We start from the raw sequence: 23,231 nt of genomic DNA, 5'->3' as shown, positions 1-23,231 counted from the left end.
CATGACCGGTCACCCGCGCAGTGTCGAGGAGCTGACCCGCGCCCTCGACGCGGGGCAGCGGTTCAAGTACGTGTACTTCTGGGGCCACCGGCCACCCCGCGGCGGCGGGGTGGGTGCCGGCTGCTTCAGCCAGTGGTGGCCGTCGCCGTTCGCGGTCGACGAGGTCCGCTTCGCCACGGCCGAGCACTACATGATGTGGCGCAAGGCCAAGCTCTTCGGCGACGAAGAGGTGGCCGCGCAGGTGCTCGCGGCGGTCCACCCGAAGCAGGCCAAGGACTTCGGCCGCCGGGTGCGTGGCTTCGACGAGTCGACCTGGGTGGCCCACCGCTACGGCATCGTGGTCGACGGCAATGCGGCGAAGTTCGGCCGGCACCCCGAGCTGGGACGGTATCTGGCCGGAACCGGAAAGCGGGTGCTCGTCGAGGCGAGCCCGGTCGACCGGGTCTGGGGAATCGGCCTGGCCGCCGACGACCCGCGTGCGGAGAAGCCGCGGGCGTGGCGGGGGTTGAACCTCCTCGGCTTCGCGCTCGCCGACGTGCGGGCTCAGCTCTGTCGTGGTTCAGCTCTGTCGTGACTCGGCTCTGCCGTGGCTCGGCTCTGCTGTGGCAGGCGAGGTCTGGTGACGTCGTTGGCCGGCTTACGTCGCCGGCTGGCGGTTCGTTCGTGTTGACGTGTTCCTCAAGGTTGCGCTGAGGCGGCCGTTCAGCTCGGTTCGCGCAGCGGCAGTCTCGCCGCCCGGTAGATCTCGTCGATCACGGTCATCGTCTCGACCGCGTCGGCCGGCGAGGTCTTCACCGGGGCGCCCTCCATGACCGCCGCCGCGAACGCGTCCAGCTGGTACGCGTAGGACGCCCGGCGGGGGAACTTCTCCGTGCGGCGGGTGTTGCCGATGCGGACCGAAACGCGGTGGTACGCCTGCGGGGCCACCGGGTTGAGCACCCGGATGGATCCGCGTGAGCCGATCACCTTCGCGCTGAGCTTCAGCAGCGACGACGACCACATCGAACACTCGATCCGCCCGGTGTGGCCCGCGGGGAACCGCAGCTCCGCCGTCATCGCCCGGTCGATCCGGGGCGAGCGCAGCTTCGCCGAAGCCGACACCACCGATGGCGTCTCGCCGCCGAACACCCGGGCCATGTGGACCGCGTAACACCCGGCGTCCATCGTGGCCCCGCCCGCCAGGCCGTAGTCGTAGCGGATGTCGGAGAACTTCGGCAGCGGGAAGCACAGCGCGGTCTCGACGCGCTCCACCGTGCCCAGCTCGCCCGACGCCACGATTTCCTCCACCCGCAGCGCCAGTGGGTGGTAGCGGTAGTGGAACGCCTCCATCACCACGCGGTCCGTGGTCGCCGCCAGCGAAGCGATTTCCCGCGCTTCCGCCGCGTTGGCCGTGAACGGCTTCTCGCACAGCACGTGCTTGCCCGCCTCCAGCGCCGCCCGCGTCCAGCGTCCGTGCAGGCCGTTCGGCAGCGGGTTGTACACCGCGTCGATGTCCGGGTCCGCCAGCAGCTCCTCGTAGCTCGCGAAGACCCGGTCGATGCCGTGCCTGGTCGCAAACGCTTGCGCGCGATCGCGGGACCGCGCCGCGACCGCCGTGACCGACACCGACGGGACCGATGCAGCGGGCTTGACCAGGGCCGTGGGCGCGATGCGAGCTGCCCCCAGGATGCCGATCCGCAGGCTCATGTCCGCGAAGCTAGCACCGGACAAGATTTCAACAGCGAGTTGACCTCTTCAACAACGAGTTGTAGCGTTCCGGCCAGTCGAACAGTGGAGGTCCGTTATGTCCCGTTCTCGTGCCGTGCAGGCGGTGTTGCTCGCGAGCGTTGCCGTGCTGGTGACGGCTTGTGGTGGCGGTCCGGACGGCGCGGGCGGCGGGACGTCGCAGGCCGCCGGGGCGCCCGCGTCCGGCATCCCGGACACCGCGGCGATCGTCCGGGGCGTGCAGAAGGACGCCCAGCTCAACGCCGCGCTGCCGGACGCCGTCAAGCAGGCCGGCCTGCACCTGGCGTCCAACCTGCAGTCCGCGCCCAACAACTTCTACGCCGCCGACGGCAAGACCCCGATCGGCTACGAAGTCGACCTCGCCAAGGCCGTCGCCGCCAAGCTCGGCGTGCCCGTCACCCACCAGGACATGGCCTTCGGCTCGCTCATCACGAGCCTCCAGTCCGGCCGCGTCGACCTGACCATGGCCGGCATGAACGACACCAAGGCCCGCCAGGCGCAGATCGACTTCGTCGACTACTTCACCTCGGGCATCACGATCATGATCCGCAAGGGCAACCCGGACGCCATCACCGGCCCGGACGCGCTCTGCGGCAAGAACGTCGCCGTCGTGCAGGGCACCAGCCACCAGAAGTTCGCCACCGAGCAGAGCACCAAGTGCACGCAGGCGGGCAAGCCCGCGATCACCGTCACCGCGACCGACAGCGACAACCAGAACCAGAACCAGCTGCGCACCGGGCGCGTGCAGGCGATCCTCAACGACCTGCCCAGCGCCGTCTACATCTCGCGCACCGCGGGCGAGGGCAAGTTCTTCGAGGTCGTCCCGGGTGAGCCGATCGACGGCGGCCCGTACGGCATCGGCGTCAACAAGACCAACACCGCGCTGCGCGACTCCGTGCAGAAGGCGCTGCAGGCCCTGATCGCCGACGGCACCTACGGCAAGATCCTGCAGGCCTGGGGCGTCGAGCAGGGCGCGATCAAGGAGGCCGCGGTCAATGGCGGACAGTGAGGTCGCGGCGACCGGACCGCTCCCGATCGTCCGGCTCCGGCACTGGGGCCGCTGGGTCGCCGCCGCGATCATCCTCGCGCTGCTGGTCCTGCTGGGCATCGCGCTCGGCAACGCGCAGATCGCGTGGGACCAGGTCCCGGACTTCGTCTTCTACAAGGTGATGGCGACCGGCCTGCTCAACACCGTCGTCCTCGCCGTGCTGTCCCAGGCCGTCGCGATCGTGCTCGGCATCGTCATCGCCCTGCTGCGCCGCAGCGCCAACCCGGTCGCCCGCTGGTTCGCCGCCGGCTACATCTGGATCTTCCGCGGGCTTCCGGTGCTGCTGCAGATCCTGCTCTGGTACAACCTGGCGCTCGTCTTCCCGGTGATCGACGTCCCGTTCCTCGTCCACGAGCAGACGAACGTGCTGATCAGCGCGTTCACCGCGGCTTTCCTCGGCCTCGCGCTCAACGAAAGCGCGTACATGGCCGAGATCGTCCGGGCCGGGCTGAACAGCGTCGACAGCGGACAGACGGAGGCCGCGAAGTCGATTGGCATGACACCGGCCGCCACGCTGCGCCGGGTCGTGCTACCGCAGGCCATGCGCGTGATCATCCCGCCGACCGGCAACGACTTCATCAACATGCTCAAGGGCACGTCGATGGCGTCGGTGATCGGCGTGACCGAGCTGATCCACGCGGCCAACAACATCTCGTCCAACAACCTGCTGGTCATGGAGACACTGCTGGCCGCGGCCGTCTGGTACATGGTCGTGGTGACCGTCGCCGGCGTCGGCCAGCACTACCTGGAACGCGCGTTCGGGCAGGCCGACCGCGGGCCGCTGGCCCGCGCGGGCAAGGCGTTGCGCGGCGTGCCGCTGGTGAGGAGTGCCCGTGTCTGAGCCGCTGCTGCGTGCCGTCGGCGTCCGGAAGTCCTACGGCCACACCGAAGTCCTCGGCGGCATCGACCTGGAGGTCCACAAGGGACAGGTCGTCTGCCTGCTCGGGCCGTCCGGCGCCGGGAAGAGCACGTTCCTGCGCTGCATCAACCACCTCGAGACCATCGACGCCGGCCAGATCTGGGTCGACGGCGAGCCGATCGGCTTCCGGCAGCGCGGCGGCAAGCTGTACGAGCTGCGCGAGCGTGACGTCGCCCGCCAGCGCCGGGACATCGGCATGGTGTTCCAGCGGTTCAACCTGTTCGCGCACCGGACGGCGCTGGAGAACGTCGTCGAGGGGCCGATCCGGGTGCTGGGGCTGAAACCGGACGACGCCCGCAAGCAGGGTCTCGAGCTGCTCGACCGCGTCGGGCTCGCCCACCGCGCCGACGCCTACCCGGCGCAGCTGTCCGGCGGGCAGCAGCAGCGCGTGGCGATCGCCCGGTCGCTGGCGATGAAGCCGAAGCTGATGCTGTTCGACGAGCCGACGTCGGCGCTGGACCCGGAGCTGGTCGGCGAGGTCCTCGAAGTGATGAGTACGTTGGCGGGGGAGGGGATGACCATGGTCGTCGTGACGCACGAGATGAGCTTCGCCGCGGAGGCCGCCGACGAGGTGGTGTTCCTGGCCGACGGCGCCGTCGTCGAGACCGGGCCGCCTTCGGTGGTGCTCAGCGCGCCGAAGCACGAACGCACCCGGCAGTTCCTGGCGAGGATCCTCGCGTGACGCGGATTTCGCCCCGGTACCTGCTCCAGTTCGACGAGCCCGCCGGCTACCTCGACTTCGCCCGCTTCGGCCCGCCGTCGCACGCGGTGCTCGACACGACGGCCGCTCTGCTCGACCAGGCCACCACGGCCGGGCCGTCCACAGTGGACGAACTGATGCGGCAGGAGGTCCGGGCGAAGGCCGCCGCCGCGCGGCTGTCCGGCTCGGACACCGACCACACCGTGCTGCTGCCGCACACCAGCCTTGGGTTGTTCCAGGCCGCGTTCCACAGCACCGGAGAGGTGCTCGTGTCCGCGTCGGAGTTCCCGGCCAACACCTACCCGTGGGCCCGCGCCGAGCAGGCCGGCCGCCTGCGCGTCCGGCGGCTGAGCAGCGGTTACGTGACGCCGGAGCGGGTGGCGGAGGCGTTGACGCCGGAGATCACCACGGTCAGCGTCAGTGCCGTCGACTTCCGCACCGGCCACCGCGCCGACCTCGCCGGGCTGCGCGAAGTCGTGGGCGGCCGGCTGCTCGTCGTCGACGGCATCCAGGGCTTCGGCGTTGTCGACGAGCCGTGGGAGGTCGCCGACGTCCTGGTGGTCGGCGGCCAGAAGTGGCTGCGCGCGGGCTGGGGGACCGGCTTCGCGGTGCTGTCCGACCGCGCCCTCGACCGGATGGATCCGGTGCTGTCGGGCTGGACGGGCGCGCGCGACCCGGGCCTGTTCGACGACGAAATCCACCCGCCGGACACGACCGCGCAGGCGTGGTCGATCTCCAACCTCAGCCCGATCACCTCCGGCGCGTTCGCCGAGGCCCTCGAACTGGTCGAGGACGCCGGGGTCGGCGCCATCGCGGCGCGGATCGCCGAGCGGCTGGCCTCCTTCGAAGAGGTACTGGCCTCCTGCGGCGCCGAAGTCGTCTCGGCGGTCGAGCGGCGGGCCGGGATCCTGGCGTTCACCCTGCCCCGCCACCCCGCCGAGCAGGTCGGGGCGGCCCTGGCGAACGCCGGCATCGCGGCGACCGTGCGGCCCGAGCACGTCCGGCTCTCGCCGCACGCCTCGACCCCCGCGGCGGCCGCCGGCCTCCTCCGGGAAGCGCTGGAGACCCTGACGCGGCCGCGCGAACCGCTGGTCGTCCCGGCCGCGGGCGCGACGACGCACGAGGTGCTCACCGCGCTGGTCCCGGCGATCCCGGGGCTCGCGGCGATGCTCGGGCCCGGCAACGAAGTCCTGCTGCACGACCTGAGCCGGCTGCCGGACTCGATCGTCGCCATCGCCGGTGACCTCACCGGCCGCAGCGTCGGCGGCCCGATGACCGACCTGCTGCTGGGGCTGGTCCGCCGCGGCACCACCCAGGACCTGACCAACTACCGCACGCACGGCCCGGACGGCCGCCCGATCCGCTCCTCGACGCTGTTCCTGCGGGACGCCGACGGGGTCGCGGTCGGCTGCCTCTGCGTCAACAGCGTCGAGGAGGCCGCGTCCCCCGGCGGGAACGGCGAGCCGGAGACTTTCCCACCGGACGTCGACAGCCTCCAGCGGTTCCTCGTCGACCGCGCGGTCACCAAGGCCGGGATCCCGGTGGACCTCATGAAGAAGCGGCACAAGGCGGCGGTGGTCCGGGAACTCGACGAAGCCGGTTATTTCCTCATCAAGGACGCGGTCGACCACCTGGCCGGGCGCCTCGACGTCACGCGCTACACGATCTACAACTACCTCAACGAGATCCGCGCCTGACCCTGCCCGATCGGACCTTGTCACCCGCGCTTCCCGGGCGGACCATGGCGCCCATGACCGAATCGGACACGCGGGCCCTGGTCCGGCTCGAAGCGGACGGCGAGGCGGACGCCGAAGAGTTCGACGTGCTCGCCCGCCGCCTGCGCGCCGAACTCGGCGAACTGGACGTGGACGTGCTGCCGGTGCCGGGCGAGCTCCCGCCGGGCGCGAAGGCCGCGGACCCGGTGACGATCGGCTCGCTGGTGGTCGCCTTCAGCGCAGCCGGTGGCGTGTTCCCGGGGCTCGTCGAGACGTTGCGCGAGTGGCTGGGCCGGCAGGCGGGCCGGCACCGGATCAAGGTGACGGTCGACGGCGACACCGTGGAGCTCGAGCGGGCGACGTCGGCGGAGCGGCAGCAGCTGATCGAGGCGTTCGTCCGGCGCCATGGCTAGCCGGCACGCGCTGCTGATCGCGACCGAGACGTACGCCGACCCGGCGTTGCGGCGCCTGACCGCGCCCGGCGGCGACGCACGTGAGCTGGCCGCGGTGCTGAGCGACCCGGCGATCGCGGGTTTCGAGGTGACGACGCTGGTCGACCAGCCCCACCACGTCGTGGGTGAAGCGATCGGCGAGTTCTACCGGGGCCGGCGCCGCGACGAGCTGACGTTGCTGTACTTCACCGGCCACGGCGTCAAGGACGACGACGGCAGCCTGTACCTGGCGATGGCCAACACCCGCCGCGACAGCCTGATGTTCACCGCGCTCGCGGCGGAGCTGGTCGACCGGGCGATGGCGGGCTGCCCGTCGCGGCAGAAGGTGCTGGTGCTGGACTGCTGCTACAGCGGCGCGTTCCCGGCGGGCAAGCTGGCGAAGGCGGGCACGGACGTGCACACGCTGGAGCGGTTCCAGGGCCGCGGCCGCGCGGTCCTCACGGCGTCGGACGCGACGCAGTATTCGTTCGAAGGCGACGCGGTGGTGGGCTCGGCGGCCCGTTCGGTGTTCACCCGGCACCTGGTGGCTGGCCTGCGCGACGGCAGCGCGGACCTCGACGGCGACGGCGACGTCACGGTGGACGAGCTCTACAGCTACGTCCACGAGCGCGTGGTGGCCGAGCTGCCGCGGCAGCGGCCGAAGCACCAGTCCGATGTGGAGGGCCGGATCGTGCTCGCGCGGAACCCGCGCTGGCAGCTGCCGGAGTACCTGCGGCACGGCCTGGCCAGCCCGATCGCGTCGGACCGGCTGAACGCCCTGGAGGGGCTGAAGCGGCTGAACCAGGTGGGCAACGGCCTGGTGCGGGAGCGGACGGCGGAGGAGATCCGGCGGCTGGCGGACGACGACAGCCGGACGGTCTCGGCCGCGGCGGCCGCCTGGGTGGCCCAGGCCGACGGGCCGGTCGAGGTGGTGCCGCCGGAACCTCCGGTCGAGGTCGCGGCGCCGGAGCCTCCCGTCGAGGTGGTGGCGCCACCGGCTCCAGCAGAGCCGGAGCCTCCGGCCGCCACCGAGCCGCGGACCGCGCCGGTGCCGGTGGCTCCGGAACCGGTCGCGGCCGAGCCCGAGGCGGCCGCCACCGAGCCGGTGACGGCCGCCGAGAGCGACGAAGCTCCTGAGAAGAAGAAGCTGTCCCGCCGCGCGAAGATCTGGCTCGCGGTGGCGATCGCGGTCCTTGTCGCCGCCACCGTCCTGCTGATCGTCCTGCTCACGCTGAACGGCTCCGGCAGCAGCGGCAGCAGTCACTCCTCCGGCGGCGCCGCCTACAGCAGATAGGACTCCACGGCGTCCGCGGCGACGGAAATCCCGCCGTGCCGCCGGATCTCCGCCTTGAGCTCCGCCAGCCGCGAAGCCACCGAAGCCGACGAGGTCACCTCCTCGACCGCCTCCCGCAGCGAGGAAGCCGACACCGAGGAAGCGGGCAGGTGCTTGCCCACGCCGAGCGCTTCCAGCCGGTCCGCGTTCCCGAACTGGTCCGCTGCCTGCGGGATCGCCACCGTCGGCACCCCGAACCACAGCGCTTCCGTGGCCCCGCCCATCCCGGCGTGCGTGACGAACGCCGAGGCCGCCTCCAGCACCGCCAGTTGCGGCACGCTCTCGAACACCTCCACGGATTCGGGCAGCGGCCTCAGATCCGACGGCCGAACGTGCTTCCCGATCGACATCACGACGTGCCAGTCGGACGCGAACGCCGCAACGCAGTCGCGGTACACCGGGAGCTGGTCGTTGTACGCCGTCCCGAACGAGACCAGCAGCACCGGGCGGCCCGACGACGGCGGCGTCCACGACCGGTCGGCCAGCCGCGCCGGGTCCAGGCACGGCCCGACGAACCGCACGTGCGACCCCACCCGGTCCGCGTGCGGCTGCATCGCCCGCGGGATCAGCGAAAGGACCCGCGACGGGTGCCCGATCCACTCCCAGGGGTCGGCCGAAACGCCGTGGGAGGCCAGCCAGGCCGCGTACGTCTTGGCATAGTCCACTCCGGACGGTGAGGTCTTGATCGGCGCCAGCACCGGGGCCATTTCCTCGTCGTAGCCCTCCCACGCCACCAGCGTCGGCGACAGCTGGACGGCCGGGACGCCGTACCGCAGCCCCAGCAGCGGCGCACCGAGCCCGCCGATGTCGTACAGGACCAGGTCCGGCCGGTCGTCGTCGAACCGCGCGGTCAGCTGCGGGTGGATCGCGATGGCTTCGTCGAGGAAGACGCGCATGGCCTCGGCCGGCTCGTCCGGCCACGCGGCGGCCTCGCCGAGCGGGAACGACGTCGGGTGCGTGACGACTTCCGCGCCCGTCGGCGCCACCAGGGACGCCAGCGGTGCGCCGACGACGTAGGACACCCGGTGCCCGCGGCGGACCAGCTCGGCGATCACGCCCAGCGACGGGTGGACGTGGCTCGGCGCGGTGCAGCCGACCACGAGGATGTGTTTGCGCAGCACGGTGCTCCTTCAAAAGCGAGAAAGAACAGACGGCGCGCAGGTGAAGGGGCCCGTCCGATCCGCGGGGGCCCGGCGGTCACGCCGTCTCAGCGGAGGCGGAGCCGGATGAAGAAGATCATGAAACCGACCGTACGGGATCCCGGAACGCCCGTGCCACCCGATTTCCACCTTTAGTAGGGCATTGGCGGGCGCGCACCCGTTTGACCGTCCCGCCGGGCGTGCGCCGGGTCTAGGGTTCTCCCGCCCGAAGTCGCAGGGGAAAGGGAGAAAACAGTGAGACGAGCCGTAATCGCCGCGGTCGCCGCCGCCGCGATGGCGTCCGCGCTCGTGGCCGCCCCGGCCGCGACCGCCGCACCCGCCGGACCGGCGTCGATCGCCTGGGGCCCGTGCACCAATCCCACGCTGGTCGCCGCCGGCGCCGAATGCGGGTACCTTTCGGTGCCGCTCGACTACCGCAAGCCGGCCGGGGAGCAGATCCAGCTGGCCGTCAGCCGCGTCAAGCACAAGGTGCCGGACGCGCAGTACCAGGGCGTCATGCTGACGAACCCCGGTGGCCCCGGCGGGTCCGGTCTGCTGCTGGCCACCCGCGGTCCGCGCGTGCCCAACCACGCCGGCGACGCCTACGACTGGATCGGCTTCGACCCGCGCGGTGTCGGGGCCAGCAAGCCCGCGCTGTCGTGCGACCCGAACTACATGGACTACAACCGGCCGCTGTACGTGCCGTTCACCCCGCAGCTCGAGAAGACCTGGCTGGACCGCTCGAAGGGGTACGCCGAAGCCTGCGCGAAGAAGAACCCGCGCGCGCTGCTGGAGAACATGAAGACGACCGACACGGTCCGGGACATGGACTCCATCCGCCAGTCGCTCGGCCAGAAGCAGCTGAACTTCTACGGCTACTCCTACGGCACCTACCTCGGGCAGGTGTACGGCACGCTGTTCCCGCAGAACGTCCGCCGGATGGTGCTCGACTCGACGGTCGACCCGCGGGGCGTCTGGTACGGCGACAACCTCGACCAGGACGTCGCCTTCGACCGGAACATCCTGATCTGGTTCGGCTGGGTCGCCCAGCACGACGACGTCTACCACCTCGGCAAGACCCAGGCCGCGGTGCAGCGGGTGGTCAACGAGCAGCTGCTCAAGACGTCGTTCAACCCCGCCGGCGGGGTGATCGGGCCGGACGAGATCCTCGACGTCATCCAGCAGGCCAGCTACTACCAGCTGCGGTGGACGCTGCTCGGCGACGCGCTGTCCCGGTTCGTCAACCAGGGTGACTGGCAGAACTGGAAGACGCTCTTCGAGGCCTTCGGCGGCCGCGGCGACGACAACGGCTACGCGGTGTACCTCGCCGTGCAGTGCACCGACGTCCAGTGGCCGCAGAGCTGGAACCAGTGGAAGCGCGACAACTGGCAGACGTTCACCAAGGCGCCGTACTTCACCTGGCAGAACGCCTGGTTCAACGCGCCCTGCCTGTACTGGCCCGCGAAGCCGGGCAAGCCCACGAAGGTCGACGGCCGGGGCGTGCAGAGCGTCCTGATGATCGACGAGACGCTCGACGCCGCGACGCCGTACGAAGGCAGCCTCGAGGTCCGCAGCCGGTTCCCGGGCGCTTCGCTGATCGCGGAGCCGGGCGGCACCAGCCACGCGATCACCCCGCGCGGCAACGCGTGCGTCGACAACAAGATCGCCGACTACCTGGCGACGGGTGCCCTCCCGGCCCGCAAGCCGGGTCGCACGGCGGACGTCGAGTGCGCCCCGCTGCCGCAGCCGACGCCGCCGGTGCCGACGGCCGCCAAGGCCGCCGACGCCGACGCCGCCCCCAACGCCGACGCCGCCGCCGCGACGTCGGGCTTGGCCGCCGGGCGGTTCCTCGGCTGACCTGCGGGTCGCCCCAAGCGCCCCAAGGCGGCCTTCGGTGCGTCTGACGCACCGAAGGCCACATTGGGTGCGTCAGACGCAACCAAGGCCGCCTTGGGGCGCTCGGGTTTCCGGCGCCGGGGGCTTTGAGTACGCGTGGACTTTGTGTTACAAAGTGCGTAGCAACTTTGCGGTACAAAGTCCACGAAAGGAGGACGCCATGACTGGGGGACCGGCGTTCGCGCTCCACGGCCTCACCAAACGGTTCGGGCCGGTCACGGCGGTCGGCGGGGTGTCCGTCGAGGTCGCGCGCGGCGAGGTCGTCGCGCTGCTCGGGCCGAACGGCGCGGGCAAGTCGACCACCGTCGACCTGCTGCTCGGCCTGACCAAGCCGGACGCGGGGGAGGTCACCGTCGCCGGCGGCAGCCCGCGCGAAGCCGTCGACCGGGGGCTGGTCGGCGCGATGATGCAGAACGGCGCGCTGCTGCCGGACGCCACCGTCGGCGAGCTCGTCGGCCTGGTCGTTTCGACGCACGAAAAGCCGCTGCCCGCGAGCGAGGTGATCGCCCGGGCCGGCCTGGAGAAGCTCGTGAAACGCCGCTGCGGCAAGCTGTCCGGCGGGGAACGCCAGCGCGTCCGGTTCGCCCTCGCGCTGGCCGGGAACCCGCAGCTGCTCGTCCTCGACGAGCCCACCGCGGCGATGGACGTCGACGGCCGCCGGGCGTTCTGGGCCGCCATCCGCGAGTTCGCCGCCGGCGGGCGGACAGTGCTGTTCGCGACGCACTACCTCGCCGAAGCCGAGGACTACGCCGACCGCGTCGTGCTGATGCGCCACGGCGTCGTCGTCGCCGACGGCCCGGTCGCCGAAGTCCGGGCCGCGGTGTCCGGGCGGGTGCTCAAGGCCGTCGTCCCGGACGCCACCGAGACGGACCTGGCGCACCTGCCGGGCGTGACGAGCGTGCAGCTGCGCGCCGGGCGCGCCGAGCTGGCCTGCGACGACTCCGACGCCGCGATCCGCGCCCTGCTCGCGGCCCACCCGGCGGCGTCCGGCATCGAAATCACCGCGCTGGGCCTCGAAGAGGCCTTCCTGGCGCTGACCGCCGAGGAGGCCGCCGCGTGAACACGACGTACCTGGTCCTGGAGATCAAGCGGATCGTCCGCAGCCCCCAGTTCACCCTGTTCACCATCGGCATGCCGGTCGCGATGTACCTGCTCTTCGGGGCCATCTTCGGCGACTACGTGCTGGACAACGGCATGCATTCGAGCACGCAGACGATGATCGGCATGGCCGCCTACGGCGCCAGCAGCGGCGCGTTGTTCACCGGCACGCGGGTGGCGCAGGAACGCACCGACGGCTGGCAGCGCCAACTGCGGCTGACGCCGATGCGCGGCCCCGGCTACCTGGCCGTCAAGGTCGCTTCGGCGATGGCCGTCGCCCTGCCGGTGCTGGTGGCCATCTTCTTCGTCGGCTTCCTGCGCGGCGAACCGCTCACCGCGGCCCAGTGGGGCACGCAGCTGGTCGTCCTGTGGGCCGCCACGCTCCCGTTCGCCGTCCTCGGCCTGGCGATCGGCCTGTTCGGCAAGGGCGACACGGTCGGCGCGGTCACCGGCGCACTGACGATGCCGCTCGGCATGCTCGGCGGCCTGTGGATCCCGCTGGAAATCCTGCCCGGCTGGATGTCGACGCTGGCGCACTTCCTGCCGACCTACTGGCTGCGCCGGGTCGGCCTCGACCCGCTGACGCACACGTCCGGGACGTGGGTGGCGGCTTTGGTGCTGGCCGGCTGGCTGCTGGTGCCGGCGCTGGTCGTGGTGCGCCGGTTCCGGCTGGACACGGCCCGGTTGTGAATGCGTGTTAGCTTCCGTGCAGTCGAGGGAGCTGCGCGGGAGGGTGGATCAGGTGGATGACGAGCCGATGTCGGCGGAGGAGTCGTTGCACCTGATCGCCCAGCAGAACCGGCGGACCCGCCGGGAACTGGGCGGGGGCCCGGCGCGGATCCTCGCGGCCTGGGCCTTCGCCTGGATCGTCGGCTGGGGGTTCACCTACGTCACGACGTTGCCCGGCGTTTCGGTGCCCGGCTGGGTCGCCGGCGCCGTCCTCGTCCCGCTGCTGTTCCTGCTGGCCGTCGGCTACACGACCTACACCAGCATCCGCAGCGGCCGCGGGATCCGCGGTCCGTCCCGCACGATCGGCGCGATGTACGGCTACGGCTGGGCGCTGTCTTCGATCGGGCTGATGGTCGTCGACATCCGGATCACCGGCTTCCAGGCGCTGTCCACGGACCAGGTGTCGTTGCTGTGGACCGGGACGTGGCTGCTGCTGACCGGCGTGATGTACCTGGCGGGCGGCATGGTGTGGCAGGACAAGCTCATGTACGGCCTCGGCGCGTGGATGATCCTGTCCGCGGCGCTGAGCGTGCTCGTGGGCTACCCGGACAACTTCCTCGTCCTCGCCGTCTGCGGGGGCGGCGGCTTCCTGCTCGGCTCGATCGTCTACGTCGTCCGCGAGAAGACCGGCCGATGAGCGAACTGCCGCAGCTCGACCCGGTCATCCACGCCCAGGCGCGGTTGCGGGTCACCGTCGCGCTCGCGGGGCTGCGGGCCGGCGACCAGATCACGTTCCCGCGGCTGCAGCAGCTGCTGGACATGACGGCGGGCAACCTCTCGACGCACCTGCGCAAGCTCGAGGACGCCGAGTACGTCGAGATCACCAAGGCCTACGAACACCGCACGCCGGTCACCCTGGTCCGGCTCACCGCGGCCGGCCGGGCGGCGTTCGAGAGCTACACGAAGGCGCTCCACCAGCTGCTGGACGCCACCGGCGGGGACTGACGTGAGCCGCTGGGTGATCCACCTCGACCTGGACGCCTTCTACGCGTCGGCCGAGCAGCTCACCCGCCCGACGCTGGCCGGGCGCCCGGTGCTCGTCGGCGGCACCGGGCCGCGCGGGGTCGTCGCGGGCGCGAGCTACGAGTCGCGGGCGTTCGGGATCAAGTCGGCGATGCCGATGGCCCAGGCCCGGCGGCTGCTGCCGGCGAACGGCGTGATCGTGCCGCCGCGGTTCCGCGTCTACGAACGGCTCAGCCAGGAGGTCTTCGCCGTCGTCACCGAAGTGGCGCCGGTGCTGGAGAAGATCTCCCTCGACGAAGCGTTCGCCGAACCGCCTTCGCTCGTCGGCGCGTCCTTCGAGGAGGTGACGGCGTTCTGCGCCACCCTGCGGGCCCGCATCCGGGCGGAAACCGGCCTGGTGGCGTCGATCGGAGCGGGCAACGGCAAGCAGATCGCGAAGATCGCCTCCGACGAAGCCAAACCGGACGGGCTGCTGGTGGTGCCGCAGGGCACCGAGCGCGAGTTCCTCGCGCCGCTGCCCGTGCGCGCGCTGTGGGGCATCGGCCCGGTCGCCGAGGGCAAGCTGCGGTTCATCGGCGTCCAGACGCTCGGGCAGCTGGCGGCCCTGTCCGAACCGGACGCGGTGGCCACGCTGGGCGGCGTGGTCGGCCGTGACCTGCGGCGGCTCGCCACCGGCGCCGACGACCGCCCGGTGGCCGGGCGCGCCGAGACCAAGCAGGTCAGCGCCGAGACGACGTTCGACACCGACATCAAGGACCTGCCGACGTTGCGGGCGGAGGTCCGCCGGATCGCGGTGAGCGCGCACCAGCGGCTGGTGAAGGCCGGCCGCGTGGCGCGGACGGTGGTGATCAAGCTGCGCCACACGGACATGCACACGGTGACCCGCTCGGAGACGATCTCCGCGCCCACGGACGACCTGGCCGAGCTGTCGGCGACGGCGGAGCGCCTGCTGATCGACCCGGCGGAGTTCGGCGGCATCCGCCTGGCGGGCGTCGCCTACAGCGGGCTTTCCGTCCCGCACCAGGACGCGCTGTTCTCCCTGGCCACCCCGTCGGTGCCTTCGACGTCGACGGTGGTCGCGGCCCCGGCCCCCGCGGCGCCTTCGGAGTGGCGGCAGGGCGACGACGTCGTCCACGAGGAGTTCGGCACGGGCTGGGTCCAGGGCGCGGGCCACGGCCGGGTGACGGTCCGCTTCGAGCACCGGTCGTCGGGCCCCGGTGTCGCGCGGACGTTCCCCCAGTCGGACCCGGCCCTGACCCGCGGCGACCCCGGCGACTGCCTGAAGTGAGCGCCTACTCCGCCGAGCAGCCCTGCAGCTTCGCCACTTCCTGACCGGCCAGCAGGAACGCGCCCACGCCGTACGCCGCGGTGTCCGTGGCCGTCGCCGTGGCTGGGCGGTCGCCCACCGGCTGGACGTACCCGACCAAGCCGTTGGGCTGCAGCGCCTTCGTCGACAGGGCCGTCCACGCCTTGTCCACCACCGGCCGGAACCGGCCCGCGTCGAGGACGCCCGCGTTGACACCCCAGCCGAGGCCGAACGCGAACAGGGCCGTGCCGCTGGACTCCGGACCGCCGTGGTCCCACGGGTTCAGCAGGTCGGCGTTCCAGAATCCGTCACGCCGCTGGATCAAAGCCAGCGTGGTCGCCATCCTCTTGAATACGCGCAAGTACTCCGGCCGCCGCGGGTCGTCCGTCGGCAGCACCTGCAGCACCTTCGCCAGCGCCGCCAAGGCCCAGCCGTTGCCGCGCGACCAGAACACGCCCGAGCCCTTGAACCGCGCGTCGCGGTACCAGAGGCCGGTGAACTCGTTGAACAGCTTGCGTTCCGAGGACCGGAACAGCTCGTCCATGGTGTCCAGATAGGACGGGTCGTGGTCGATCAGGCTCATCCGCGCGAACGACGGCATCGCCATGTTCAGCGCGTCGACGTAGTTCCAATAATCGCGGTGACCCGCCTGTACGGACGCCACCTCGTCGCGGATCCGCGTGCGAATCGAATCGAGGGGGATTTCCGGGTGGAAGTACGTGTACAGGTCCAGGTACGCCTCGCCGGCGGCTTGGTCGTCCGGGAAGAACGGCCGCTTCGGGTCGTCCGGCAGCAGGTACTTGTTGGCCTGCGCCCACGGGTACGTCTTGTGGTTGGACTGGCCGGTGGTCCGGACCAACGCGAGGTTGCCGACGTGGAACGTCGCGTTCTGCCAGTCCGGCGCGTCGAGGTTCGTCCCGTTGCTGACCCAGTAGTTGCCCGCGGACACCATCTCGTCGGCGATGGTGCAGCTCGCGGCGGCCGCCACCGGGGCCGTCAAGAGACCGCCCGCCACCGCCGCGGCCGCGAGCACGCCGAAACCACGAATTCCCGGGAAACGCATGGAAGCGTCCTCCTCAGCACTCATGGCGGCGGTCGTCCGCAGCGAGTCAAGCGCGTCCCGATAATCGTGTCAAGGTACCGATCACCGGTACGCCGCAACGGTTTCCAGCAACCGGCGCGCCGCGGATTCGGCGCCGTCGGCGTTCTTCGCGAGGACGAGCGTCAGCACCCGGGAATGCGCCACCAGCTCCAGCTGCTCGCCCTGCGCGCGCAGAGCCGCGACCACCGGCACCTGCAGCTGCGCGATCAGCGTGTTGCCCGACGCCCGGACCAGCGCCGCGTGGAACCGCGAATCGGCGTCCCGGAACGCTTCGGCGTCCTCGTGCTCGACGGCGTCGGCCATCTGCGCGTAGGCCGCCGCCATCGCCGAAAGCTCGTCCGGACGCCGGTGCCGCGCCGCCATCCGCGCCGCCGGGGGCTCGATGGCCAGCCGCAGCTCCAGCAGCTCGCGCAGGTGCTCGCGGCCGCCGGGCCCGCCGACGCGCCAGGCGATGACGTCCGGGTCGATGGCGTCCCACGCCTCGGGCGGCAGCGTCCACGTCCCGACGCGCGGCCGCGCCGTCACCATGCCCTTGCTCTCCAGCACGCGCAACGCCTCGCGGACCACCGTCCGGGACGCGGAGAACCGGCGGCCGAGCTCCTCGGGGACGAGCGGCTGCCCGTCCCCGAGGACGCCCTCGACGATGAGCCGGCCCAGTTCGTCGACGATGCGGGCGTGGAGGTTCACTCGGGCAGGCCGACGCGCCGCTCCCCGCTGCGCAGCTGCTGCAGCACGACCGCGATCACCAGCAGGGCGCCGTGGGCGACGTTCTGCCAGAACGGGTTGATGCCCAGCCCGGACATGCCGTTGTCGAGCACGCCGAGGATGACCACCGCGAGCACGGTCGAGATGATCGACCCGCGGCCGCCCTTGAGCATCGTGCCGCCGAGCGCGGCGCCGGTGACGGCCTGCAGCTCCAGGCCTTCGGACCCGGACGTCGGCTGGCCGGAGCCGGTGCGGGCGGTGATCAGCACGCCCGCGATCGCCGCGACCACGCCGACGAGGGCGTACACGCCGATGATGTACCGGTTGATGTTGATGCCGGCCAGCCGCGCGGCGGTGTCGTTGCCGCCGATGGCGTAGACGTTGCGGCCGATGTCGGTGTACTTGAGCAGGAAGTGCAGCAGCGCCGCGACGATCAGGAACACCCACACCAGCGACGGCAGGCCGAGCACGGATCCTTTGGCCAGGAAGATGAACAGGTCGTCGCCGCCGGTGTAGCCCTGCGCCTTGCCGTCGGAGATGACCTGCGCGATGCCCTTGTAGGTGGCCAGCATGGCCAGCGTCGCGACCACGGGGTTGACCCGGCCGAAGATGATGATCATGCCGTTGACCAGGCCGCAGAGGATGCCGACACCGACCGCGGCGAGGATGCCGACCTCGGCGTTGCCGGTCGAGGTGAACACCATCGCCGAGATGACCGAGGCCAGCCCGGCCATCGAGCCGACCGAGATGTCCAGCGCACCCAGGATGATCACCAGGGTCTGCACCAGGGCGAGCAGGCCCATGATGGTGATCGCGCTGCCGATCAGCAGCAGGTTGTTGGTGCGGAAGAAGTTCTCGTTCAGCACGCTCAGCAGGATCACCAGCGCGATCAGCGTGATGATCAGGCTGGAGTTCTGCACGCCGATGCCGGTCAGGACACGCCGTGCGGCGCTCGGCTGCGGCGGCGCGGCGGGCGCCGAAGTTTCCTTGGTGGGGGTACTCATGCGCCGGCCTCGCTGACGCTCGGCGCGGCTACAGCTGTGTCATTGGATTCGTTCACAGGCTCACTCATGCGCCGATCTCCTGGGCGTCGTCCACGGCTGGTTCGGTTTCGGGGATGGCGAGGGTCAGCACGGCTTCCTCGGTCGCCTCTTCGCGGCCGAGCTCACCGGCCAGGCGTCCCGCGCGCATGACGAGGATGCGGTCGGCCAGCGTGAGCACCTCGGGCAGGTCGGAGGAGATGACCAGCAGCGCGATGCCCTCGGCGGCGAGGCCGTCGATGATCCGGTAGATCTCGGCCTTGGCGCCGACGTCGACCCCGCGCGTCGGCTCGTCGAGGATCAGCAGCTTCGGCCGCCGCGCGAGCCAGCGCGCGAGGACGGCCTTCTGCTGGTTGCCGCCGGAGAGCTTGCGGACTTCCTGCTCCATCGACGGCGTCCGCACGCGAAGCTCGCTGATGTACTCCTCGACAAGCGCGCGTTCCTTCGCCCGCTTCACGACCCGGAAGCGGCGAAGGCGATCGAGAACGGCGATGGAGACGTTGTCGCGTACGGACCGCTGCATGAGCAACGCGTCCGTCTTGCGCTCTTCGGGCGCGAAGCCGATGCCTGCTTTGACGGCGTCACCCGGGTTGTGCGCGCGCAGCCGTTTGCCGCCCAGCTCGACGGTCCCGGACCGGATCGGCAGGTCGCCGACGATCGCGCGGGCCAGCTCGGACCGGCCGGCGCCGACCAGCCCGGCGAGGCAGACGACCTCGCCCGCGCGGACCTGCAGCGAGATGCCGGTGACGTCGTCGGTCGTGACGTCGTCCAGCTTCAGCACGACGTCGCCGGTGTCCTGGGTGACCCGCCGCTCGAGCGCCGAGAGGTCGCGGCCGATCATCATCCGGACCAGGCCGGCCTCGTCGGTCTGCGCGGCCTGCTGGACGCCGACGAGCTTCCCGTCGCGCAGCACGGCGACGCGGTCGGCGAGCTGGAAGATCTCCTTCATCCGGTGCGAGACGTAGACGACCGCGACCCCGCTGTCGCGCAGCCGCCCGATCAGCCGGAACAGCGCCTCGACCTCGTGCTCCGACAGCGACGACGTCGGCTCGTCGAAGGCGATCACGCGCGGCGGGGTGGCGGCGGTGAGCACGCGGAGGATCTCGACGAGCTGGCGCTGCGCCGGGGAGAGGGCGACGCCGAGCGTGGCCGGGTTCAGGACGCCTTCGAAGCCGTACTCGGCGAGCGCGTCGTGCGTGGCCTTGGTGAGCGTGCGGCGGCTGAAGACCCGGGCCTTGGCGGGGAGTTCGCCGACGAAGACGTTCTCCGCCACCGAAACGTGCGGGATGATCTCGGGTTCCTGGTAGATCACGCGCACCCCGGCGGCCATCGCCGTGCGCGGGGTGTCGAAGGCGACCTCGGTGCCGTCCAGCAGGAGCCGGCCCTCGTCCGGGCCCTGGTCGCCGGACAGCACGCGCAGCAGCGTCGACTTGCCGGCGCCGTTTTCGCCCATCAGCGCGAGCACCTCGCCGGAGCGGAACTCCAGCGAGACGTCGTCGAGGGCGGTGACCCCGGAGAAGCGCTTGCCGATGCCCTCGACGGCGAGCGCGGGTGAAGAGGAGGACATGATCGCCTTCCATCCGGCGGAACGCGGCTCCGGGCACTTTCACGGGAAAGTGCCCGGAGCCGGGAGCGGTCAGGTGCAGTTGACGCCGGCCTGCTTGTAGTTGTCCTTGTTGACGATCGTGGTCTTGGCGATCGTCTCCGCGGGCAGCGCCTTGCCGTTCTTCACCTTGTCGACCAGCACCTGGATCGCCGAGCGGCCGACTTCGGCGCCGGAGATGTAGAGCGCGGCCTTGTTGCCGGTGTCCTTGCCCGCGGCCCAGTCCTTGCAGGTGAGGTAGGCGCCGAGCCCGACGCCGATGATGTTGCTCGCCTGCACGCCGGAGTTGGCCAGCGCGGTGACGACACCGGTTTCGTTCTCGTCGTTGCAGCCCCAGACGACCCAGTGCTTGACGCCCGGGTTGGAGCCGATCACCGCGCCGGAGCGGTTCTGCGCGTCGACGGGGGAGTTGTCGGTACCGACGTTGATCACCGGCACGTCCGCGCCCGCGGACTTGGCGAACGCGCTCTTGGCGGCGTTGACGCGGTCGGTGCAGACGGTCAGGTCCTGCTTGAACGCGCTGATGATCTTCGTGTCGGCGGCGGTCCAGCCGGCGGCCTTGAACAGCTTCCCGGCTTCGGTGCCGACCGAGTCGCCCATCTGGCTGCCGTTGAAGCCGACGAACGGGGCCTTCGCGCCCGAGCCGTCCTTGATGACGTCGTCGGAGGCGATCAGCGGGATGCCCGCGCTCTTGGCCTTGTCGATCACCTGCGGGCCGATCGCCTGGTCGGGGACGACGATGGCGACGCCGTTGGCGCCCTGGGCGACCGCGGCGTCCAGTTCGGTGATCGCCTTGTTGGCGTCCTGGCCGAGGTTGACCACCTTCAGCTCGACGCCGAGCTCCTTCGCCTTCTCCTGCGCGCCCTGGGCCTGCTCGACGAAGTACTGCTGGTCGCCCTGTTTCTGCAGGTAGTACAGGGTGACCTTGCCGTTGGCCGGCGCCTGCTGCTGCGGCGCGGCGGTGTCTTTGCCGGAGGAGCAGGAGGCCAGCAGGGCTCCGGAAATCAAACAACAACCAACAACGCTCCAGGTCCGGAACCTGTGCGGGTATGTGGACATCGAGTGCTCCCATGGGGCCAGAGTCGAGTGGTACGGGTCGGGTGCCGCGGAGTGACTCGTATTACAAAACACCCGTTCGAGGAGCGTCAAGGCGCAGTTAGCGGAGTGAGACCTACTCTAAGTAGTTGCATCGTGGCAAGGATCCCCGCATTTATCGTATTTTTTCGGGTCTGTCCTGCGCGTTGTCCGGTTTTGTCCTGTGCGAATGTTCTGATCGGTGTTGTCGACTGTGGTGGAAGTTTCATCGGGAACCGGACGGCGTCGATGTCCGATTCGCCCGGCTGGCAGGATGGCCGGACCACGTTAGGGGGACCGATGACGAAGCACCGCGTCGCCGCGCTCGCCGGCGTCGCCGTCCTGGCGGCCGCCTGCAGCAGCCCGCCGCAGCAGTCCGGGCCGGCGCCGACGCCCTTTCCCGAGACGGGCTCCTCGAGCGCGCCCGCCGCCCCCGACGGGTCGTTCAGCGTCGTCGCTACCGGTGACGTCCTGATCCACCCGGCGCTGACCGAGCAGGCCGAGGCCGACGGCGGCGGGAAGATCGACTACCGGCCGCTGCTGGCCGGGATCAAGCCGCTGATCTCCGGCGCCGACCTCGGGATCTGCCACCTCGAGACACCGCTGGCGCCGGAGGGCGGCCCGTACAGCGGTTACCCGTCGTTCAGCGCGCCGCCGGAGATCGCCGACGCGATCAAGGACACCGGTTACGACACCTGCTCGACGTCGTCCAACCACACGATCGACCAGGGCGCCGAAGGGGTCACCCGCACCCTGGACAAGCTCGACGCGGCCGGCGTCAAGCACACCGGCTCGGCGCGGTCGGCCGCCGAGGCTGCAAAGCCGCTGATCCTCGACGTCCACGGCGTCAAGGTCGCCCAGGTGTCGTACGCCTTCGGGTTCAACGGCATCAAGGTGCCGGCCGGAAAACCGTGGCTGGCCAACCAGATCGACGTCGAAGACGTGCTGGCGGCGGCGCGCAAGGCCCGCGAAGCCGGCGCGCAGGTCGTGATCGCGAGCCTGCACTGGGGCGTGGAGTACCAGCACGCCCCGACGGCCGAGCAGCGGTCGCAGGCCAAGAAGATCCTCGGTTCGCCCGACGTCGACCTGATCGTCGGCCACCACGCCCACGTGGTCCAGCCGTTCGAGAAGATCGGCGGCAAGTGGGTGGCCTACGGGCTCGGCAACAGCGTCGCCCGCCACTCCGAACCCAAGGGCGACACGGAGGAAGGCGCGGCGGCCCGCTTCCGCTTCGTCCGCGACGGCGACCGCTGGAAGGTCGACAAGGCCGAGTACGTCCCGACCCTGATCAAGCTCGACACCCCGATCCGCCTGATCGACTTGTCGACATCCCCGCCGTCCACCCAGGTCACAAAGGCCCTCCAGAACACGGACAAGAACATCCTGAGCCTCAACGCGGACAAGTCCGGCCTGACCCGCCCCGGCAAGTAACCCGCAACTGACGTGACTGGAGCCGTAACTCGCGTGATTGAAGCCGTAACTCGCCAGTTCCGGCTTCAATCACGCGAGTCACGTCCCTGATCACGCGAGTCACGTCCCTGATCACGTCAGTTACGGGTTTCAGTGGGTGCGGGTGGTGACCAGGTGGGCCAGGGAGGCCAGTTCCGCGGCCGCGCGGGTGGGCGGGGCGGCCACCGCGAGGTCGCGCAGGGCCTTGGCGAGCAACGCGTCCGCCTGGGCCTGGCTCCATTGGCGGCCGCCCGCGGCGTCGACGAGGGACGCCGCGTGGGCCAGTTCGGTCTCGTCCAACGGTTCCGGCCGGGCGTAGAGCGCGGCCAGGTCCACGCCGGCGGGCGTGCCGGAACACAGGGCCGTCACCACCGGCAGCGACTTCTTGCGGTTCTGCAGGTCCGAGTACACCGGCTTGCCGGTGGCGGCCGGGTCGCCCCAGATGCCGAGCAGGTCGTCGATGTGCTGGAACGCCAGCCCGAGCGCCCGGCCGAACGCGCCGAAGCAGTCGGTGTCGGCCGGCCCGCACGCCGCCCCGAGCGCGCACGCCGCGCCCAGCAGGGCCGCCGTCTTGCCCTCCGCCATCCGCACGCACTCGGCGGGCGTGACGTCGTCGCGCTGCTCGAAGTCGAGGTCCGCGGCCTGGCCTTCGAGCAGTGCCAGCGTCGCGGCCGACAGCAGCCGCGCGTTCGCGGCCCCGCTCGGCGCCAGCACCTCGAACGCCAGGCTCAGCAGCGCGTCCCCGGCCAGCACCGCCGGCCCGGTGCCGAACACCGTCCACGCCGTCGCGCGGTGCCGCCGGGTGGTGTCGCCGTCCATGACGTCGTCGTGCAGCAGCGAAAAGTTGTGCACCAGTTCCACGGCGACGGCGGCGGGCACGGCGTCGGCCGCCTCCCCGCCCGCGGCTTCCGCGCACAGCAGCGCCAACGCCGGCCGCAGCGCCTTGCCGCCGTCCGCCGAGGCCGGCCGTCCGTGGGCGTCCTCCCAGCCGAAGTGGTAGGCGGCGATCCGCCGCATCGCCTCCGGCAGCCGCCCGGCGGCCGTCCGCAGCGCCGGGTCGACGAGTCCCTTGCTCCACGCGAGGACGTCGGCGAGGGGACGGGCCGCGGTCCGCGTGTTCATGGTCGTCATCACTGGCCGATTTGGACGTCGTCGAGGATGCCGAGGGCGTCGGGGACGAGGACGGCGGCGGAGTGGTAGGCGGAGACGAGGTAGGTGGTGATGGCTTGGTCGTTGGTGCCCATGAACCGGACGTT

22 protein-coding genes and 1 pseudogene are annotated in these 23,231 nt (G+C 71.1%); 14 read left to right on the top strand and 9 right to left on the bottom strand.

Translation table 11 applies throughout. The annotated features are described in order from the left end of the window. Position 1 precedes the first annotated feature (1 nt). Positions 2–574: an NADAR family protein gene (locus ACLJPY_RS31980; protein ID WP_410594121.1), complete on the top strand. Its 573-nt coding sequence runs from the start codon at positions 2–4 to the stop codon at positions 572–574. A gap of 128 nt (positions 575–702) precedes the next feature. Here ACLJPY_RS31980 and ACLJPY_RS31975 read toward each other — a convergent pair whose 3' ends face one another. After that, the gene (locus ACLJPY_RS31975; RefSeq protein WP_410594119.1) at positions 703–1,686 is read right to left on the bottom strand and encodes a Gfo/Idh/MocA family protein; all 984 of its coding nucleotides are present in this window, start codon (positions 1,684–1,686) and stop codon (positions 703–705) included. Between the two features lie 97 nt (positions 1,687–1,783). Here ACLJPY_RS31975 and ACLJPY_RS31970 point away from each other — a divergent pair, with 97 nt between their 5' ends. Genes ACLJPY_RS31970 through ACLJPY_RS31945 form a run of 6 tightly spaced genes read left to right on the top strand, consistent with a single transcriptional unit; the run spans position 1,784 to position 7,832 of the window. Next, the gene (locus ACLJPY_RS31970) at positions 1,784–2,734 is read left to right on the top strand and encodes an ABC transporter substrate-binding protein (protein ID WP_410594117.1); all 951 of its coding nucleotides are present in this window, start codon (positions 1,784–1,786) and stop codon (positions 2,732–2,734) included. Then, positions 2,721–3,614: an amino acid ABC transporter permease gene (locus ACLJPY_RS31965; protein WP_410594115.1), complete on the top strand. Its 894-nt coding sequence runs from the start codon at positions 2,721–2,723 to the stop codon at positions 3,612–3,614. Before ACLJPY_RS31970 ends, ACLJPY_RS31965 begins: the two co-directional genes overlap by 14 nt. Further along, positions 3,607–4,374 carry an amino acid ABC transporter ATP-binding protein gene (locus ACLJPY_RS31960; RefSeq protein WP_410594113.1) on the top strand — a complete coding sequence of 256 codons (768 nt, stop codon included), beginning with the start codon at positions 3,607–3,609 and terminating at the stop codon, positions 4,372–4,374. The genes ACLJPY_RS31965 and ACLJPY_RS31960 overlap by 8 nt, the downstream gene beginning before the upstream one ends. After that, entirely contained in the window at positions 4,371–6,089 is a 1,719-nt protein-coding gene (locus tag ACLJPY_RS31955) for an aminotransferase class V-fold PLP-dependent enzyme (RefSeq protein WP_410594111.1), read from the top strand. Before ACLJPY_RS31960 ends, ACLJPY_RS31955 begins: the two co-directional genes overlap by 4 nt. Before the next feature lie 53 nt (positions 6,090–6,142). Next, entirely contained in the window at positions 6,143–6,520 is a 378-nt protein-coding gene (locus ACLJPY_RS31950) for an effector-associated constant component EACC1 (RefSeq protein WP_410594109.1), read from the top strand. Next, positions 6,513–7,832, top strand: coding sequence for a caspase domain-containing protein (locus ACLJPY_RS31945; RefSeq protein WP_410594107.1), 1,320 nt, complete (start codon positions 6,513–6,515; stop codon positions 7,830–7,832). The genes ACLJPY_RS31950 and ACLJPY_RS31945 overlap by 8 nt, the downstream gene beginning before the upstream one ends. Here ACLJPY_RS31945 and ACLJPY_RS31940 read toward each other — a convergent pair. Further along, positions 7,820–8,992: a macrolide family glycosyltransferase gene (locus ACLJPY_RS31940; RefSeq protein WP_410594105.1), complete on the bottom strand. Its 1,173-nt coding sequence runs from the start codon at positions 8,990–8,992 to the stop codon at positions 7,820–7,822. The genes ACLJPY_RS31945 and ACLJPY_RS31940 overlap by 13 nt on opposite strands. 312 nt (positions 8,993–9,304) lie before the next feature. Here ACLJPY_RS31940 and ACLJPY_RS31935 point away from each other — a divergent pair, with 312 nt between their 5' ends. The 6 genes from ACLJPY_RS31935 to ACLJPY_RS31910 all read left to right on the top strand — a co-directional run bounded on the left by ACLJPY_RS31935 (position 9,305) and on the right by ACLJPY_RS31910 (position 14,984). Further along, positions 9,305–10,867 carry an alpha/beta hydrolase gene (locus ACLJPY_RS31935; RefSeq protein ID WP_410594621.1) on the top strand — a complete coding sequence of 521 codons (1,563 nt, stop codon included), beginning with the start codon at positions 9,305–9,307 and terminating at the stop codon, positions 10,865–10,867. A 199-nt stretch (positions 10,868–11,066) separates the two neighbouring features. After that, a complete protein-coding gene (locus ACLJPY_RS31930) occupies positions 11,067–11,966 on the top strand; it encodes an ABC transporter ATP-binding protein (protein WP_410594103.1) in 900 nt (299 codons plus the stop codon). Continuing rightward, positions 11,963–12,694 (top strand): ABC transporter permease, encoded by a 732-nt coding sequence (locus tag ACLJPY_RS31925; protein ID WP_410594101.1) that lies wholly within the window; start codon positions 11,963–11,965, stop codon positions 12,692–12,694. Before ACLJPY_RS31930 ends, ACLJPY_RS31925 begins: the two co-directional genes overlap by 4 nt. Before the next feature lie 52 nt (positions 12,695–12,746). After that, the gene (locus ACLJPY_RS31920) at positions 12,747–13,370 is read left to right on the top strand and encodes a hypothetical protein (RefSeq protein WP_410594099.1); all 624 of its coding nucleotides are present in this window, start codon (positions 12,747–12,749) and stop codon (positions 13,368–13,370) included. Beyond that, positions 13,367–13,678 carry a transcriptional regulator gene (locus tag ACLJPY_RS31915; RefSeq protein WP_285988840.1) on the top strand — a complete coding sequence of 104 codons (312 nt, stop codon included), beginning with the start codon at positions 13,367–13,369 and terminating at the stop codon, positions 13,676–13,678. Before ACLJPY_RS31920 ends, ACLJPY_RS31915 begins: the two co-directional genes overlap by 4 nt. 1 nt (position 13,679) lies before the next feature. Continuing rightward, entirely contained in the window at positions 13,680–14,984 is a 1,305-nt protein-coding gene (locus ACLJPY_RS31910; RefSeq protein ID WP_410594097.1) for a DNA polymerase IV, read from the top strand. Between the two features lie 4 nt (positions 14,985–14,988). Here ACLJPY_RS31910 and ACLJPY_RS31905 read toward each other — a convergent pair whose 3' ends face one another. From ACLJPY_RS31905 to ACLJPY_RS31885, 5 genes are all read right to left on the bottom strand, one after another. Continuing rightward, on the bottom strand, positions 14,989–16,065 hold the full coding sequence (locus ACLJPY_RS31905) for a glycoside hydrolase family 88 protein (protein ID WP_410594095.1): 1,077 nt from the start codon (positions 16,063–16,065) through the stop codon (positions 14,989–14,991). Positions 16,066–16,146: 81 nt separating this feature from the next. After that, positions 16,147–16,791: a FadR/GntR family transcriptional regulator gene (locus ACLJPY_RS31900; protein ID WP_410594093.1), complete on the bottom strand. Its 645-nt coding sequence runs from the start codon at positions 16,789–16,791 to the stop codon at positions 16,147–16,149. Then, positions 16,788–17,813, bottom strand: a complete 1,026-nt coding sequence (locus tag ACLJPY_RS31895; RefSeq protein WP_308675722.1) for an ABC transporter permease — start codon at positions 17,811–17,813, stop codon at positions 16,788–16,790. The genes ACLJPY_RS31900 and ACLJPY_RS31895 overlap by 4 nt, the downstream gene beginning before the upstream one ends. Positions 17,814–17,877: 64 nt before the next feature. Further along, positions 17,878–19,416, bottom strand: a complete 1,539-nt coding sequence (locus ACLJPY_RS31890) for a sugar ABC transporter ATP-binding protein (protein ID WP_410594090.1) — start codon at positions 19,414–19,416, stop codon at positions 17,878–17,880. 69 nt (positions 19,417–19,485) lie between these two features. After that, positions 19,486–20,460: a substrate-binding domain-containing protein gene (locus tag ACLJPY_RS31885; protein WP_410594088.1), complete on the bottom strand. Its 975-nt coding sequence runs from the start codon at positions 20,458–20,460 to the stop codon at positions 19,486–19,488. A 366-nt stretch (positions 20,461–20,826) separates the two neighbouring features. Here ACLJPY_RS31885 and ACLJPY_RS31880 point away from each other — a divergent pair, with 366 nt between their 5' ends. Further along, positions 20,827–21,957, top strand: a complete 1,131-nt coding sequence (locus ACLJPY_RS31880) for a CapA family protein (protein ID WP_410594086.1) — start codon at positions 20,827–20,829, stop codon at positions 21,955–21,957. Between the two features lie 129 nt (positions 21,958–22,086). Here ACLJPY_RS31880 and ACLJPY_RS31875 read toward each other — a convergent pair whose 3' ends face one another. Both ACLJPY_RS31875 and ACLJPY_RS31870 read right to left on the bottom strand, forming a co-directional pair. After that, positions 22,087–23,106, bottom strand: coding sequence for a family 2 encapsulin nanocompartment cargo protein polyprenyl transferase (locus tag ACLJPY_RS31875; RefSeq protein ID WP_410594084.1), 1,020 nt, complete (start codon positions 23,104–23,106; stop codon positions 22,087–22,089). Next, positions 23,106–23,231: pseudogene (locus tag ACLJPY_RS31870) on the bottom strand (hypothetical protein); the annotation flags it as partial. The pseudogene ACLJPY_RS31870 and the gene ACLJPY_RS31875, both read right to left, overlap by 1 nt.

This window comes from Amycolatopsis sp. lyj-23 (assembly GCF_046549135.1).
In the GTDB taxonomy this organism is placed as follows: domain Bacteria; phylum Actinomycetota; class Actinomycetes; order Mycobacteriales; family Pseudonocardiaceae; genus Amycolatopsis.
This window is presented reverse-complemented; position numbering and strand designations above follow the sequence as displayed.

Excerpts from the sequence above, each read along its gene's own strand:
- ACLJPY_RS31965 (WP_410594115.1), top strand. The coding sequence starts at position 2,721 with ATGGCGGACAGTGAGGTCGCGGCGACCGGACCGCTCCCGATCGTCCGG.
- ACLJPY_RS31980 (WP_410594121.1), top strand. The coding sequence starts at position 2 with ATGACCGGTCACCCGCGCAGTGTCGAGGAGCTGACCCGCGCCCTCGAC.
- ACLJPY_RS31930 (WP_410594103.1), top strand. The coding sequence starts at position 11,067 with ATGACTGGGGGACCGGCGTTCGCGCTCCACGGCCTCACCAAACGGTTC.
- ACLJPY_RS31970 (WP_410594117.1), top strand. The coding sequence starts at position 1,784 with ATGTCCCGTTCTCGTGCCGTGCAGGCGGTGTTGCTCGCGAGCGTTGCC.
- ACLJPY_RS31895 (WP_308675722.1), bottom strand. The coding sequence starts at position 17,813 with ATGAGTACCCCCACCAAGGAAACTTCGGCGCCCGCCGCGCCGCCGCAG.
- ACLJPY_RS31905 (WP_410594095.1), bottom strand. The coding sequence starts at position 16,065 with ATGCGTTTCCCGGGAATTCGTGGTTTCGGCGTGCTCGCGGCCGCGGCG.
- ACLJPY_RS31975 (WP_410594119.1), bottom strand. The coding sequence starts at position 1,686 with ATGAGCCTGCGGATCGGCATCCTGGGGGCAGCTCGCATCGCGCCCACG.
- ACLJPY_RS31945 (WP_410594107.1), top strand. The coding sequence starts at position 6,513 with ATGGCTAGCCGGCACGCGCTGCTGATCGCGACCGAGACGTACGCCGAC.
- ACLJPY_RS31890 (WP_410594090.1), bottom strand. The coding sequence starts at position 19,416 with ATGTCCTCCTCTTCACCCGCGCTCGCCGTCGAGGGCATCGGCAAGCGC.
- ACLJPY_RS31935 (WP_410594621.1), top strand. The coding sequence starts at position 9,305 with ATGGCGTCCGCGCTCGTGGCCGCCCCGGCCGCGACCGCCGCACCCGCC.
- ACLJPY_RS31875 (WP_410594084.1), bottom strand. The coding sequence starts at position 23,106 with ATGACGACCATGAACACGCGGACCGCGGCCCGTCCCCTCGCCGACGTC.
- ACLJPY_RS31950 (WP_410594109.1), top strand. The coding sequence starts at position 6,143 with ATGACCGAATCGGACACGCGGGCCCTGGTCCGGCTCGAAGCGGACGGC.
- ACLJPY_RS31915 (WP_285988840.1), top strand. The coding sequence starts at position 13,367 with ATGAGCGAACTGCCGCAGCTCGACCCGGTCATCCACGCCCAGGCGCGG.
- ACLJPY_RS31880 (WP_410594086.1), top strand. The coding sequence starts at position 20,827 with ATGACGAAGCACCGCGTCGCCGCGCTCGCCGGCGTCGCCGTCCTGGCG.